This window comes from Rhodococcus sp. JVH1 (assembly GCF_000280725.2).
Lineage (GTDB): Bacteria > Actinomycetota > Actinomycetes > Mycobacteriales > Mycobacteriaceae > Rhodococcus_F > Rhodococcus_F jostii_A.
Genome location: NZ_CP166289.1, coordinates 5,609,073 through 5,622,696, shown reverse-complemented (window position 1 = coordinate 5,622,696; position 13,624 = coordinate 5,609,073). Strand labels below are relative to the sequence as shown.

Annotated in this window: 19 protein-coding genes; 9 read left to right on the top strand and 10 right to left on the bottom strand. The window is 67.2% G+C overall.

From position 1 onward, the window contains the following. Positions 1–4 precede the first annotated feature (4 nt). Genes JVH1_RS26100 through JVH1_RS26090 form a run of 3 tightly spaced genes read right to left on the bottom strand, consistent with a single transcriptional unit; the run spans position 5 to position 2,145 of the window. Positions 5–1,228: an O-succinylhomoserine sulfhydrylase gene (locus tag JVH1_RS26100; RefSeq protein ID WP_009474904.1), complete on the bottom strand. Its 1,224-nt coding sequence runs from the start codon at positions 1,226–1,228 to the stop codon at positions 5–7. Further along, positions 1,225–1,644, bottom strand: coding sequence for a rhodanese-like domain-containing protein (locus JVH1_RS26095; protein ID WP_005562410.1), 420 nt, complete (start codon positions 1,642–1,644; stop codon positions 1,225–1,227). The genes JVH1_RS26100 and JVH1_RS26095 overlap by 4 nt, the downstream gene beginning before the upstream one ends. Before the next feature lie 48 nt (positions 1,645–1,692). Next, positions 1,693–2,145 carry a hypothetical protein gene (locus JVH1_RS26090; RefSeq protein ID WP_009474906.1) on the bottom strand — a complete coding sequence of 151 codons (453 nt, stop codon included), beginning with the start codon at positions 2,143–2,145 and terminating at the stop codon, positions 1,693–1,695. Between the two features lie 214 nt (positions 2,146–2,359). Here JVH1_RS26090 and JVH1_RS26085 point away from each other — a divergent pair, with 214 nt between their 5' ends. Then, positions 2,360–3,751 (top strand): FAD-dependent oxidoreductase, encoded by a 1,392-nt coding sequence (locus JVH1_RS26085; RefSeq protein WP_009474907.1) that lies wholly within the window; start codon positions 2,360–2,362, stop codon positions 3,749–3,751. Between the two features lie 52 nt (positions 3,752–3,803). Here the strand turns inward: JVH1_RS26085 and JVH1_RS26080 are convergent, their stop codons facing one another. Further along, positions 3,804–4,373 (bottom strand): TetR/AcrR family transcriptional regulator, encoded by a 570-nt coding sequence (locus JVH1_RS26080; protein ID WP_009474908.1) that lies wholly within the window; start codon positions 4,371–4,373, stop codon positions 3,804–3,806. Positions 4,374–4,479: 106 nt separating this feature from the next. On the opposite strand from JVH1_RS26080, the gene JVH1_RS26075 reads away from it, so the two are divergent. Beyond that, positions 4,480–5,235 (top strand): amidohydrolase, encoded by a 756-nt coding sequence (locus JVH1_RS26075; protein WP_009474909.1) that lies wholly within the window; start codon positions 4,480–4,482, stop codon positions 5,233–5,235. 15 nt (positions 5,236–5,250) lie between these two features. Here the strand turns inward: JVH1_RS26075 and JVH1_RS26070 are convergent, their stop codons facing one another. The 5 genes from JVH1_RS26070 to cobF form a co-directional block, all read right to left on the bottom strand. After that, complete coding sequence (locus tag JVH1_RS26070) at positions 5,251–6,012, bottom strand: hypothetical protein (protein ID WP_009474910.1); 762 nt, start codon at positions 6,010–6,012, stop codon at positions 5,251–5,253. A 98-nt stretch (positions 6,013–6,110) separates the two neighbouring features. Beyond that, positions 6,111–6,593: a DUF456 domain-containing protein gene (locus tag JVH1_RS26065; protein WP_009474911.1), complete on the bottom strand. Its 483-nt coding sequence runs from the start codon at positions 6,591–6,593 to the stop codon at positions 6,111–6,113. Further along, positions 6,590–7,801, bottom strand: coding sequence for a formate-dependent phosphoribosylglycinamide formyltransferase (purT, locus tag JVH1_RS26060; protein ID WP_011595036.1), 1,212 nt, complete (start codon positions 7,799–7,801; stop codon positions 6,590–6,592). The genes JVH1_RS26065 and purT overlap by 4 nt, the downstream gene beginning before the upstream one ends. Before the next feature lie 38 nt (positions 7,802–7,839). After that, entirely contained in the window at positions 7,840–8,706 is an 867-nt protein-coding gene (locus JVH1_RS26055) for an Fpg/Nei family DNA glycosylase (protein ID WP_009474913.1), read from the bottom strand. Positions 8,707–8,761: 55 nt separating this feature from the next. Beyond that, complete coding sequence (cobF, locus tag JVH1_RS26050; RefSeq protein WP_009474914.1) at positions 8,762–9,502, bottom strand: precorrin-6A synthase (deacetylating); 741 nt, start codon at positions 9,500–9,502, stop codon at positions 8,762–8,764. An 87-nt stretch (positions 9,503–9,589) separates the two neighbouring features. On the opposite strand from cobF, the gene JVH1_RS26045 reads away from it, so the two are divergent. From JVH1_RS26045 to JVH1_RS26015, 7 genes are all read left to right on the top strand, one after another. Continuing rightward, a complete protein-coding gene (locus JVH1_RS26045) occupies positions 9,590–10,390 on the top strand; it encodes a thymidylate synthase (protein WP_011595038.1) in 801 nt (266 codons plus the stop codon). Beyond that, the gene (locus JVH1_RS26040; protein ID WP_009474916.1) at positions 10,390–10,896 is read left to right on the top strand and encodes a dihydrofolate reductase; all 507 of its coding nucleotides are present in this window, start codon (positions 10,390–10,392) and stop codon (positions 10,894–10,896) included. The genes JVH1_RS26045 and JVH1_RS26040 overlap by 1 nt, the downstream gene beginning before the upstream one ends. A gap of 263 nt (positions 10,897–11,159) precedes the next feature. Beyond that, positions 11,160–11,366: a hypothetical protein gene (locus JVH1_RS26035; protein ID WP_371113042.1), complete on the top strand. Its 207-nt coding sequence runs from the start codon at positions 11,160–11,162 to the stop codon at positions 11,364–11,366. 73 nt (positions 11,367–11,439) lie between these two features. Then, complete coding sequence (locus JVH1_RS26030) at positions 11,440–11,766, top strand: cupin domain-containing protein (protein ID WP_005254209.1); 327 nt, start codon at positions 11,440–11,442, stop codon at positions 11,764–11,766. After that, positions 11,763–11,894, top strand: coding sequence for a hypothetical protein (locus tag JVH1_RS26025; protein ID WP_272942755.1), 132 nt, complete (start codon positions 11,763–11,765; stop codon positions 11,892–11,894). Before JVH1_RS26030 ends, JVH1_RS26025 begins: the two co-directional genes overlap by 4 nt. Continuing rightward, a complete protein-coding gene (locus JVH1_RS26020; RefSeq protein ID WP_009474919.1) occupies positions 11,891–12,157 on the top strand; it encodes a C4-dicarboxylate ABC transporter in 267 nt (88 codons plus the stop codon). The genes JVH1_RS26025 and JVH1_RS26020 overlap by 4 nt, the downstream gene beginning before the upstream one ends. Then, positions 12,154–12,879, top strand: a complete 726-nt coding sequence (locus JVH1_RS26015; RefSeq protein ID WP_009474920.1) for an SRPBCC domain-containing protein — start codon at positions 12,154–12,156, stop codon at positions 12,877–12,879. The genes JVH1_RS26020 and JVH1_RS26015 overlap by 4 nt, the downstream gene beginning before the upstream one ends. A gap of 13 nt (positions 12,880–12,892) precedes the next feature. Here JVH1_RS26015 and JVH1_RS26010 read toward each other — a convergent pair whose 3' ends face one another. After that, entirely contained in the window at positions 12,893–13,516 is a 624-nt protein-coding gene (locus tag JVH1_RS26010; protein ID WP_009474921.1) for a hypothetical protein, read from the bottom strand. Positions 13,517–13,624: the final 108 nt, after the last annotated feature.

Genomic DNA, 13,624 nt, shown 5'->3' with positions numbered 1-13,624 from the left:
GGCCCTATCCCAGCGCTTGCTCCAGATCCGTCAGCAGGTCGGCGGTGTCTTCGAGTCCCACGGACAGCCGGACGACGCCGTCGGTGATGCCCACGGCTGCACGACCTTCCGGGCCCATCGCCCGGTGGGTGGTGGTGGCCGGGTGGGTGATGAGCGACTTGGAGTCGCCGAGGTTGTTGGAGATGTTGACCAGCCGCAGGGCGTCGAGGAGTTCGAATGCCCGCTTCTTCGCTTCGCTCTCGGATGCGTTCAGCGCGAAGGTGACGACGGTGCCGCCGCCGCTCATCTGCCGCTTGGCGAGTTCGTGCTGGGGGTGTGATTCGAGGTACGGGTACTTGACCCAGTCGACCGCGGAGTGGCCCTCGAGGAACTGGGCGATCTCCAGTGCGGAGCCGACGGAGTGCCGCACCCGGATCGGCATCGTCTCGAGTCCCTTGAGGAGCGTCCACGCGTTGAAGGGGCTGAGCGCCGGCCCGGTGTGGCGCATGAGGTTCTGGACGGGACCTTCGATGTAGTCCTGCGGTCCGAGGATCGCCCCGCCGAGCACACGGCCCTGGCCGTCGATGTGCTTGGTGCCGGAGTAGACGACGATGTCGGCACCGAGTTCCAGGCTGTGCTGCAGCAGAGGCGTCGCGAACACGTTGTCCAGCACGACCTTTGCGCCGGCGGCGTGCGCGAGCTCCGCCACCCGGGGCACGTCGACGAGCGTCTGCATCGGGTTCGACGGCGTCTCGAAGAACACCGCGGTGGTCGGCTCGGACAGAGCCTTCTCCCACTGGTCGAGGTCTTCACCGTCGACGAACACTGTCTCCACGCCCCAGCGGGGCAGGATCTCGTTGCACACCACGAAGCAGGAGCCGAACAGGCTGCGCGCCGCGACCAGCCGGTCGCCGGCCTTCAGGAGCGCGCCCAGTGCGGTGAACACCGCGGACATGCCGCTGGCGGTGCCGAAACACGCTTCTGCGCCCTCGATGAGGCGTAGCCGCTCCTCGAACATCTTCACGGTCGGGTTGCCGTACCGGGAGTAGACGAAGTGGTCGATCTCGCCGGTGAACGACGCCTCGGCCGCTCCCGCGCTCTCGAACACGAAGCCGGAGTTCAGGAAGATCGCTTCGGACGTCTCTTCGAAACCGGAACGGAGGGTTCCTCCGCGCACGCTGATCGTGCCCTGGCCGATGTCGTCCGGCAGCGCCTTGTCGAACGCACCGCCTCGGGGAATTGCACTCACCACTGCCTCCACGGCAGGCCCAGCGCCCGCCAGCCGACCGCCCCACGATGACCTTCGGCGTCCAGGCCGCCTTCGAAACCGTCGAGCACGTTGTACGACGGGCCGATGCCCGCCGCTGTCGCGGCTTCCGCCGCACCGATGGACCGCTGGCCGGAGCGACACAGGAAGATCACCGGGGCGTTCTCGCCGCCCGCGATCCCGGCCTCCTTCAGCTGGTCCACGAAGTTGTCGTTACGAGTGCCCGTCGGGTAGCTGACCCATTCGATCAGCACGGTCTTCCGCCCGAGCGAGGTGGTGTCGGGGACTCCGACGTACTTCCACTCGGCGTCCGTCCGCACATCCACGAGCACAGCGTCGGGATTCTCGCGGAGCAGCTCCCAGGCATGCTCCGGCGTTATGTCGCCTGCGTAACTCACCATGTCAGCTTTTCACAACCCTGTTCGGTATGCCCTTCCGGGCAACGGTCAGTTGCAGACGACCCATGTCTCGCCGTCCCGTGTCAATTGCCAGGTATCCGTCGTCTCGCCCTTGCCGTCGTCGGCGCTGACCCGGACCTCCGCCCGGGCACGATCCCCGTTGACCTCGGACGATTCGACGCCCTTCAGTGTGATCTCGCCTTCCCGGTCGCGGAGCACCGACCGGTCGTCGGACCACGACGAGCAGACCAGCGTCTTCTGCAGATCGGCGTCGTCGTGGTTGTGGGCCTGGATGAAGTCGGCGACCGAGCGGTTGATGCGGTCCGCTTCCGTGACGTTCTCGTCGGCGGGCGAGAGCCTGCTGGACACGACGATGGCAACCAGGATGACGACGATGACGGTGACGGCGGCGATGAACGGCACCGCCGTGGTGCGGCGGGGATCCACCGGATCTTCGGTGCCTCCCGCGTCGCGCTGGGGCGATTCGCTCGAACCGGACATGACTTCCCTTCGATCTCGGCGTGGCCACGAGTGTATAGAGCAGCCCCTACAAATCGTGTTTGTGACCCCCCAACGCGAAGACGACTACCCTCTACAGGGGTGCGTCCCGAGAATGGGCTCTGCCCTGTCTGCCGCACCTCGGCCACCCGATTAGGCTGGGCTTAATTTAAGCTGAGGTTTCGTTGTCCGCCCATCAGAAGGTAGTTCCCTCCAGATGACTGATCAGACACGTCCGTTGCGCGTTGCGATCGTGGGTGCCGGCCCCGCCGGTATCTACGCAGCCGACGCTCTCATGAAATCCGATGCCGCGTCTGACGGCGGGATCAGCATCGACCTCTTCGAGCGGATGCCTGCCCCCTTCGGTCTGATCCGGTACGGCGTCGCCCCCGACCACCCGCGCATCAAGGGCATCATCACCGCCCTGCACAAGGTGCTCGACAAGCCGTCGGTGCGCCTGCTGGGCAACATCGACTACGGCAGCGACATCACCCTCGAAGACCTGCACAATTTCTACGACGCGGTGATCTTCTCCACCGGCGCCAACGCGGACCGTGCCCTGAACATCCCGGGCATCGAACTCGACGGCAGCTACGGCGCCGCCGACTTCGTCTCCTGGTACGACGGCCACCCCGACGTCCCGCGCACCTGGCCCCTCGAGGCCGAGAAGGTCGCCGTCCTCGGTGTCGGCAACGTCGCCCTCGACATCGCCCGCGTCCTCGCCAAGACCGGCGACGAACTGCTGCCCACGGAGATCCCCGCCAACGTCTACGAGGGACTCAAGGCCAACAAGGCCGTCGAGGTCCACGTGTTCGGCCGCCGCGGACCGGCGCAGGCCAAGTTCACCCCCCTCGAGCTGCGTGAACTCGACCACTCCCCGACGATCGAGGTCATCGTCGATCCCGAGGACATCGACTACGACGAGGGCTCCGAGCAGGCGCGCCGCAACTCCAAGCAGGTCGACATGGTCGCCAACACCCTGCAGGACTGGGCCATCCGCGACGTGGGCAACCGTCCGCACAAGCTGTTCCTGCACTTCTTCGAATCGCCCACCGAGGTGCTCGGCGAAGACGGCAAGGTCGTCGGCCTGCGCACCGAGCGCACCCAGCTCGACGGCACCGGCAACGTCAAGGGCACCGGCAAGTTCAACGACTGGGACGTGCAGGCCGTGTACCGCGCGGTGGGCTACCTGTCGCAGAACATCGCCAAGCTCCCGTTCGACGAGCAGGCAGGCACCGTCCCGAACGAGGCCGGACGCGTCATCGCCGACGACACCGCCGAGGGCAACGACCGGTTCATGCCCGCCACCTACGTCACCGGCTGGATCAAGCGCGGCCCGGTCGGCCTGATCGGCCACACCAAGGGCGACGCGAACGAGACCGTCGCGAACCTGCTCGAGGACCGGTCCGGCTTCGCCGAGCCCGCCAACCCGTCCGAGGACGCGATCATCGAGTTCCTCGAGGGCAAGCAGGTCCCGTACACCACGTGGCAGGGCTGGTACCGCCTCGATGCGCACGAGCGCAGCCTCGGCGAGCCCGAGGGCCGTGAGCGGATCAAGGTCGTCGAGCGCGAGGACATGCTCAAGGCCAGCGAGCCCGACAAGGCCTGATCTTCCGAATCGGTGTGAAGGGAACCTCCTGCGGGGGTTCCCTTCCGTCGTCTCAGGCCAGGTGTGACGACAGCGCCCGCAACGCCGTGAGCAGTTCCCCGGCGGACATCGCGTGGTCGGGGTCGACCAGCCACTGCTCCGCAACGCCGAGCAGCAGCGCCTGGTAGAGAGCGCCCAGTGTGTGTGCCCGGCCGGGCTCGATGCCCGCGTCACCGAAGAGTTCGACCAGCCCTTCGCGGGCGTCGGCGGTCGACGCCACCAGGTTCTTTCTCAATTCCGGCAGGGAGTCCAGGTGCCCGAGCAGTTCGAACTGCAGCATCCACAACCGACGATGGGCGGTGAACGACTCGATGACACCGGTCCAGATGGCTTCGAATCGTTCGGTCGGACTCATGCCGGGTTCGACCTTCTTCGCGGCGGCCGTCGCGAGGTCGTCACCCCAGCGCTCCATCTCCCGGTACAGGGCGGCGTGGAGCAGCGCCTCCTTGGTGCCGAAGTGATAGCCGATCGCCGCGAGGCTCACCCCGGAGGCCGACGCGATGTCCCGGGCAGTCGTCCGCGAGTAGCCCTTGTCGTACAGGCTGCGCGCGGCACCGTCGATCAGGTCTTCGCGATTTCCCATGACCTCACCCTAAAGAGTCTGAGACGTATGTGTAGGACGCTTGTACCAGCACTCGCGCACCGCTCCGCCACGCAGCGTGTCCCCCGCACAAGGCAGGATATAAGTCGTGTTTGACGCCCATGTTCACATCATCGACCCCCGGTTCCCGGTGGTCGAGAACCACGGCTACTTGCCGGAGCCGTTCACCATCGCCGACTACCGGGCGCGCACGGAAGGCTTCGGTGTGGACGGCGGCGCCGTCGTCACGGCCTCGTATCAGGGCACCGATCAGAACTATCTGAAGGCGGCGCTCGAGGAACTCGGCCCCAGCTGGGTGGGCGTCACCCAGATGGAGCCCGACGCCACCGACGAGAGCATCCTCGAACTCGACAGCGCCGGGGTGCGGGCCCTCCGATTCAACCTCCGGCGCAGCGCGACCGACGTGAAGCTCCTCACCAAACAGGCCCTGCGCGCATACGAGCTGGCCGGCTGGCACGCTGAGTTCTACGTGGACGCCACGCTGCTGCTGTCGCTCGAGCCGGTGTTCGCGAAGCTCCCCGCCGTGTGCATCGACCACCTGGGGATGTCGACACGGGGTCTGCCGTACCTGCTCGACCTGGTCGACCGCGGAGTTCGGGTGAAGGCCACCGGGTTCGGGCGGACCACCATCGAGAACGTCGGCGACGTGCTGCGCAAGATCCATGCCGTCAACCCCGAGGCGCTGATGTTCGGCACCGACCTTCCGGGTAGTCGTTCCCGAAGAGTGTTCCAGGACAGCGACATCGACATCGTCGCGGATGCGGTGGGCGACGACTTCGACGCCGTCATGGGCGGCAACGCACGCGCCTGGTACCGCTGCGACGCTCCCGGAGGAACCTGCTAGCACGCAGGACCCGCGTCAACAGCCTTCCATCTGCACGCCGTTCATCGACACCATGTCGGCCACCGGCGGCGTCTGTGGCTGCGCCACCAGCCACGTGTTGTAGTTCTGCATCTCGTCGCAGTCCAGCTGTTCGCGGCGTTCCTGCCGCCGCTCACGCTGCCGATCGTCCATCTGGTCGTCGTTCCGGTCGACCGCGATGGCACCGGTGCTCGATCCGTTGGCCTGCCGTTCGAGCCCCCGGACGCCGTCGGCGGTCATGATCCAGCCGAGGGTGTAATCGGCGCCGTCGTGATTGGTGGTTGCGCGGAACATGCCTTCCTCCGCAGCGGCCGGGTGGGCCACGAACGCCTTGTCGGGCATGCCCGGCGCGCTGACCTGCCCCGTCACGGTGCCGTCACTCATCGACGCGGTGAGTGTGGCTCCGTCCGGCGAAGACAACGTCGCCTTGTCGCCGTCCATGGTGCCGGTCATCCACCTCCACATCTGATCACCGTCGCACACGAAGGCGATCATGTCGTCCCCGGACCGGGCCAGCGCGACGTACGCGTCGGATCCGTCGACCGCACCGACGTAGGTCGGCTCCATCTGCGGGGTCATCACGAAAGGTGACGGAACCTTCTCCATCATGTTCGACGCGGGCGCCGCTTCGCCGCTGCTCGTTGCGGCCGCGCTGGTCGTGCTCGGCGCCGCCGAGTCGGACGAGTCGTCGCCGCAGCCGCTCAGGGAGAGGGCCACGGCAGCGAGGGGCACCAGGATCCAGGTCGTCTTCTTGTTCACGGCGTATTCCTCCGCTGGCCGGGAAGATCAACATCCGCATTTCATCATCGCAGGTGGAGGGCGCTTCTGGATACCCCTCCGCGACGATTTCGAACGACCTACGTCGCGACCACCGCTGCCAGCCACACACCCGAGGCGATCAGGGCGCCGAGCAGTTCGATCAGCATCGACAGTCCGACGGCCTTGCAGGCGTGCCACGTCGACGCCCACGCCCGGTTGTGCGCACGCAACCGGTAGAGCTCGGCCACATACGTTCCCGCGATGAAACCGAGGAACAACCCCACCAAGGGAACGACGAAGAACCCCACGATCCCGGCCAGTCCGCCGACGATCAACGACCTGCCGGTAACCCCGGCGGTGCGCATCCGTTTACCGGGCCAGGTGTATTTGACGACGCCGCTGATCACGAGGAACACCGTTGCGACCGCGAACACCGTCCACGCCGTCGCACCACCGGTCATGATGGCCCACACCAGGATTGCCGCGAAGATGAGGATCGTGCCGGGCAGGATCGGGATGACGATTCCGACGAGCCCGATGACGACGGCCAGGCCGACGAGGAGTTCGGCGCCCGGACTCACGCGACGGGCTCGACGCGGGACGCCGCCTCCCGCGCACGGCTGCGCGCGGTCTCGACGTCCGGTCCCGTGGACACGGCGACACCCATCCGCCTGCGCACGAAGCTCTCGGGCTTGCCGAACAGGCGGAGGTCCGTCTCGGGGACCGCCATCGCGTCGGCGACGCCGTCGAAGCCGATACCGGTGGCGTCGACGCCGCCGTAGATCACCGCGGACGCACCGGGTGTCGTGAGGGTGGTGTCGACGGGCAGGCCGAGAATGGCGCGGGCATGCAGTTCGAATTCCGAGAGTCGTTGTGTCCGAAGGGTGACCAACCCAGTGTCGTGCGGTCGCGGACTGACCTCCGAGAAGTAGACGTCGTCGCCCTTCACGAACAGTTCCACACCGAAGATCCCGCGCCCACCCAGCGCTGCGGTCACCTTCTCGGCCACCTCCCGCGACCGGGCGAGTGCCGCGTCGCTCATCGGTTGCGGCTGCCACGACTCCACGTAATCGCCCGAGTCCTGCAGATGCCCGATGGGCTCACAGAAGAAGGTGCCCACCTCGCCGTCGGCGCCGATTGCCCGGACGGTGAGCTGGGTGATCTCGTAGTCGAAGTCGACGAACCCCTCCACGATGACGCGGCCGTAATTGATTCGGCCGCCCGCGAGCGCGTACTCCCAGGCCGTCTCGACGCCGCCGGTGTCGCGCACCGTGGACTGCCCCTTTCCGGACGACGACATCACCGGCTTGATCACGCAGGGAAAGCCGATCCGCTCGGTGGCCGCCCGGACCTCCTCGAGCGATTCGGCGAACTCGTAGGGCGACGTCGGCAGCCCCAACTCCTCCGCCGCGAGGCGCCGGATCCCCTCACGGTTCATGGTCAGCTGCGTCGCCCGTGCGGTGGGGATGACCACCGCGGTGCCGCGCTCCTCGACCGTGGCCAGCGCATCGGTGGCGATCGCCTCGATCTCGGGGACCACGAAGTGGGGTCGCTCCTCCTCGACGAGACGCAACAGCGCCTCCGGGTCGCTCATGTCGATCGTGTGCGCGCGGTGCGCCACCTGGTGGCCCGGCGCGTTGTCGTAGCGGTCGACGGCGATCACCTCGACCCCCAGCCGTTGGAGGGCGATGATCACTTCCTTGCCCAGCTCACCCGACCCGAGCAGCATCACGCGCGTCGCGCCTGCCGTCAGAGGTGTACCGAACCGTACGGGTGCCTGTTCACGCATGGTCACAACTATATGCGGGCACCGTTTCGCACCGACGCCTACTTCAGCAGTCGCGACATCCGGCGGTCGGCGAGCACCTTGCCTCCGGTCTGACACGTCGCGCAGTACTGAAAAGACTTCTCCGCGAACGACACTTCCCGGATGGTGTCGCCGCAGACGGGACAGGGGAGGCCGGTCCGGGCGTGCACCCGCATCCCGGATCGCTTCTCCCCCTTCAGCCGCGCCGCGTCCTGGCCGAGCGACCTCTGGACGGCGTCGCTCAACACGGACCGCATCGCGTCGTACAGCACGTGCACCTGGTCTTCCGGCAGGGTGCGCGACGTGGCGAACGGGGAAATCTTTGCGGTGTGCAGGATTTCATCGGAGTACGCGTTACCGACGCCGGCGAGCAGCGACTGGTCGACGAGCGCATTCTTGATACGCGCCGACGTGGTGGACAGCAGTGCGGCGAACTCGGGTTCGGTGACGGCGAGGGCGTCGGGTCCGAGCCGGGCAATCCCCTCCACCTCCTGCGGGTCGTGCACCACCCACACCGCGAGCCGTTTCTTGGTGCCCGCCTCGGTGAGGTCGAACGCCGGCGTCGCGCCCTCCGGGGTGAAGAAGTGCACGCGCAGCGCCAGCGGACCCTTCCCCGGTTTCGGCGGCGCCGCCGACGGGTTGTCGGTCCAGCGCAACCAGCCCCCACGCGAGAGGTGGGTGACGAGCCACAACCCGGAACAGTCGAGCGCGAGGTGCTTGCCGAACCGGGCCGCACCCGTCACGTCGCGGCCCTGCAGGCCGGTGATCGGGGGGTCGAACGTCTTGAGCACGCTCAGGGCCGCCACGTCCACTCGGCCGACGACCGCTCCCACGGCATGTTCACGCAGGAACTCGGCTAACGCCTCCACCTCGGGCAGCTCGGGCATGGTCCCAGGCTAACGGTAGCGGAGCGCCGAAGTGTGGTCCTCCACGCTTTCTCACTCACCTGCGGAGGAGATAGGTGTCCATGATCCAGCCCTTGCGTTCGCGCAATTCGGCGCGAACCCGCTGGATCTCGTCCTCGACGTCGCGCAGTCGACCGGAGATCAGCACCTCGTCGGGTGTGCCGAGGTAGGCGCCCCACCAGATCAGGACGTCGTCGCCGGCGACCTGGGTGAACGTGCAATGGGCGTCGAGCATGACCACCGCGTTGTCGACGCCGTCGGGCAGACCCTCGGCCAGTCGCCTGCCGGTCGTGATGTGCACCGGTTCGCCGATCCGGTTGAGCACGATGCGGTGCTGCGCGGCCAGCGACTGCACGCTGGTGACGCCCGGAATCACCGAGTAGTCGAACGACACGTTGCCCCGGGCGAGCACCCGCTCGACGATCCGGAGCGTGCTGTCGTAGAGAGAGGGATCACCCCACACCAGGATCGCCCCGACCCCCGGCTCGGACGCGAACTCCGCCTCGAACAGCGCCGCCCGGCGCTCGTGCCAGTCGTCCACCACGCCCTCGTAGTCGGACGGCGTGCGGTCGCGGGGCGGATCGACGACGTCCACGACGCGGTACGGGCCGGCGACGTGCTCCTCGAGGATCGTGGTGCGGAGATCGACGAGGTCCTGCTTCTCGTCGCCCTTGCCGATGACGAAGAACACATCGGCCTTGTTCATCGCCTTGATCGCCTGGACCGTCACGTGGTCGGGGTCGCCGGCGCCGATGCCGATCACGAAGAGTTCACGCATGGGCGAAGGCTAGCGCTCGTGAGTGCGCAAGGAGTCCAGGGACCCGCAAACCACTCACGGGCGGCGGAGCCGCCTAAACTGGACGCCGTGACTGTGCCGACCCCGTACGAAGACCTGCTCCGACTCGTCATGGACACGGGTACCCCGAAGGCAGACCGCACCGGGACCGGCACGAAGAGCGTCTTCGGTCATCAGATGCGCTGGAACCTCGCGGACGGGTTTCCGCTGATCACCACGAAGAAGGTGCACCTCAAGTCGATCGTCTACGAACTGTTGTGGTTCCTGCGCGGCGATTCCAACGTGAAGTGGCTCCAGGACAACGGTGTCACGATCTGGGACGAGTGGGCGGACGCGGACGGCGAACTGGGCCCGGTGTACGGCGTGCAGTGGCGCAGCTGGCCGACCCCGTCGGGCGAGCACATCGATCAGATCACCCAGACCATCGAGACGCTGAAGTCGAACCCGGACTCGCGTCGCATCATCGTGTCGGCGTGGAACGTCGGCGACATCCCGCAGATGGCGCTGGCGCCGTGCCATGCGTTCTTCCAGTTCTACGTCGCGGACGGCAAGCTGTCGTGCCAGCTGTACCAGCGCAGCGCCGACCTGTTCCTGGGTGTGCCGTTCAACATCGCGAGCTACGCGCTCCTCACCCACATGGTGGCGCAGCAGGCCGGGCTCGAACCGGGCGACTTCATCTGGACGGGCGGCGACTGCCACATCTACGACAATCACGTCGACCAGGTCACCGAGCAGTTGAGCCGGGAGCCGTTGCCGTACCCCACGCTGAAGTTGAACAAGCGGGAGTCGATCTTCGACTACACCTTCGAGGACGTGGAGATCGTCGACTACCGGCACCACCCCGCCATCAAGGCGCCGGTGGCCGTCTAGTGGCGGCGCGGCAGGTCAAGCTGGTCTGGGCCCAGGGCGTCGGCGGCGTCATCGGCCTCGACAACACGATCCCGTGGCACGTCCCCGAGGACATGGCGTATTTCAAGCAGGTGACGCAGGGTCACCCGGTGATCATGGGCCGCAGGACGTGGGACTCGCTGCCGCCGAGGTTCCGGCCCCTGCCCGGGCGGCGCAACATCGTGATCAGCCGTCAGCCCGACTGGACTGCGGAGGGCGCCGAGTCCGCCGACGGGCTCGGCTCCGCGCTCGCGCTCACCGACGAGGACGTCTGCGTCATCGGCGGCGCCCAGATCTACACGGCGGCAATGCCGTTCGCCACCCAACTGCTGGTCTCCGAGATCGACGTCACGATCGACGGCGACGCCTGGGCACCCCCGATCGACGACTCCTGGCACGCGCAGGACACCGGTGAGTGGCTCACGTCGGCGAAGAACGGCACCCGGTACCGGTGGATCACCTACACGCGAGCATTACCTGCGAGGTAATTGAGAGCATTCGGCTTCGGCGCGAGTCTGAGTGACGTACCCGTTCACTCGTCTCACGTGAGGACCGCCGACATGATCGCCGCACTCGAAACCCGCACCGCTCTCTCCCCACTGCGCCTCGCCCTCCGCGTCGACGCCGTCGTGACCGGCGCCAACGGCGTCGCCTACCTCGCCGCCGCCACCGTGCTCGACGACGTCCTCGGCCCGACCGCCGGCTTCCTGCGTGCCATCGGCGTCTTCCTGCTCGTCTTCACCGCCGGGGTGTGGGCGGTGAGCGTGCCGGACCGTCCCTCGCCGGCCGCGGTGGAGGCGTCGTCCTCGCGAACGTCGTCTGGGTGGGCGCGAGCGTGGCCCTGGTCCTCACGGAGTGGCAGCACCTCACCACCGTCGGCGTCGTCTGGGTGCTGCTGCAGGCCGTGGTGGTCGGCGCGTTCGCGGCAGCCCAGGGCTGGGCCCTCACCCGGCGCTGACCGGCCCCCTTTGCCGCCGCACCGTTACCCCATTCGACGGGTGACGGTGCGCGCAGTGGTTCATACTCACCTCATGGACAAGAAGTCACTGACCGCCCTTGCCCGTCAGCAACTGAAGTTGGCAGGCGGGACGTCCAGCGGCCGTAGTTCGCAGACCGTGTACGGCGGGCATCGCCGCAGCCTCCGACAGACCGTCATCGCCTTGGCCGCGGGTCAGAAGATGGCCGAACACGAGAGCCCGGGCGAGGCCACGCTGTTCATTCTCAGCGGCAAACTGAACCTCGTGTCCGGCGAGGACTCGTGGAAGGGTTCCACCGGCGACCTGCTGGTCCTTCCGACCGATCGGCACAGCGTCGAGGCGATCGAGGACGTCGCGTTCCTGCTCACCGTCGCCATGTGACGGTCGTGCTCGATCGTGTCGAGGAGTCCGTTCGAAGCCTGAACCCGGGTTACTTCGCGATCGTGATGGCCAGCGGCATCATCTCGGTGGGCATGAAGCTGGGCGGGTTCGACCTGATATCTGGGTGATCGGGCGTCACGTCGCGAACAAGGTTCCGGTGCGCTACGACGCCACCGTGTGGAGCATCGTCTTCCCACTCGGCATGTACGCGGTCGCGGGCATCTATCTGGGGCGTGCGGACCATCTTCCACTCGTCGGTATCGTCGGTAGTGCCGAACTGTGGTGTGCATTCACCGTGTGGTGCGTGGCGTTCGTCGTCATGGTGGTGCATCTCCGGCGGTCGGTGGTGCATGTCGGACCGGCAACAGCGAAGACGCAGGAGAACGCGTGACCGAATCCCAGCCCGTGATCGAGGTGTCCGTCGCTGCGGCGCCGTCGGTGGTGTGGCCTGCCCTGCGCGACCCGGAGTTGATCCGGCGCTGGCACGGCTGGGACTACGCCGGCCTGGCCGACGAGATCAGGGAAATTTACTTCGACGACGTGAAAGAGGACGCCGCCGCCTTCACTCTGGCCCTCAACGGCGCCGACAGGTTCAGCCTCCACGAGCACGAGGGCACCACGCTGGTGCGGATCACACGCCCGCCCCGAAGCGGCGACCCCGCCGCCGACGACTGGTACGACGACGTCACCGAGGGCTGGACCACGTTCCTGCAGTTCCTCAAGTTCGGCATCGAGCGGCACGGACTCGCCGAGCGTCGCACGCTGTTCCTCGAAGGCCCGGTCGCGGAGGGTGATTCGGCGCGGCACCTGCTCGGCCTCGACAAACTCGAGGGCATGGCGGTCGGCGATCATTTCACCGTGGTCGCCGAGACGGGCGATCTGCTGCACGGGGTCGTGTGTTTCGTGGGCGAACACCAGACAGCGGTGAGTGTCGACGACCTCGGCCCGGGACTGTTGCAGTTCGGCGAGCAGCCCGTCAACGCGGCACGCCCCAACGGCGGTGCGCAGATCCTGCTGGCGGCCTACGACCTGGACGACGTGGAGTGGGCAGAACTCGAAGAGCGCTGGAGAGAGTGGTGGCAGGCCCGGCCGGGAGCCGGACCTGCCACCTGAGTTCTCGAAACGGTCAGGCGAGCACGGTGCCCAGGGTGGGCCACCAGATCGTGCTCTTGACGACGTTCGGTCCCACCTGATGGTTCAGCGAGCCGTACACCGCCGCCACGACCAGACCGCTGCCGAGCCCGGCGACCGGCGGCGAGGAGACGACCGTGGGAACCGCGACGTTGTTCTGGTCCAGCTTCACGATGCCGCTGGCACCGGTGGCGAAGCTGTAGTAGACGACGTCGAGTTCGGCGCCGGTCTGGTCGTTCGCGATGACGCCCGGTCCGCCGAAGAATCCGAAGCGGAACTGGTTGCTCATGTTGGTCGCCACGCCCGCGCCGTACAGCTGTCCGAGGACCGGACCGCCCTGCCCGGTGTCGGAGTACGCGGGGATCTGGAAGATCTGGCCCGGGAGGGCGATGTTCGTTGCCGCGGTGTCGGTCGGCGACGCGGCGAGTCGCTCGAGGGCGGCTTCGGCCTCGGGGTTACCGGCGGCGACGGTGCGCAGCTTCGCGATCGCGGTGGCCGGATCGACGACGGGGGCGGAATCTGCGGGCTGCGCCGACACGACACCGGTGAACATCATCGTCGCTGCCACTGCAGCGGTCAGACCTGCCGCGACCCGTCGTCCGAAGTGCCGTCGATTCATTCTTCTTCTCCCTCGTCACGTCAATGGGTAAGCATTAGTTCGAATGAGTAAACACTCGAGCCCTTATCGACGCCGCGGTTCGCGGCGTTACGCCGTCCCCCGACCTAT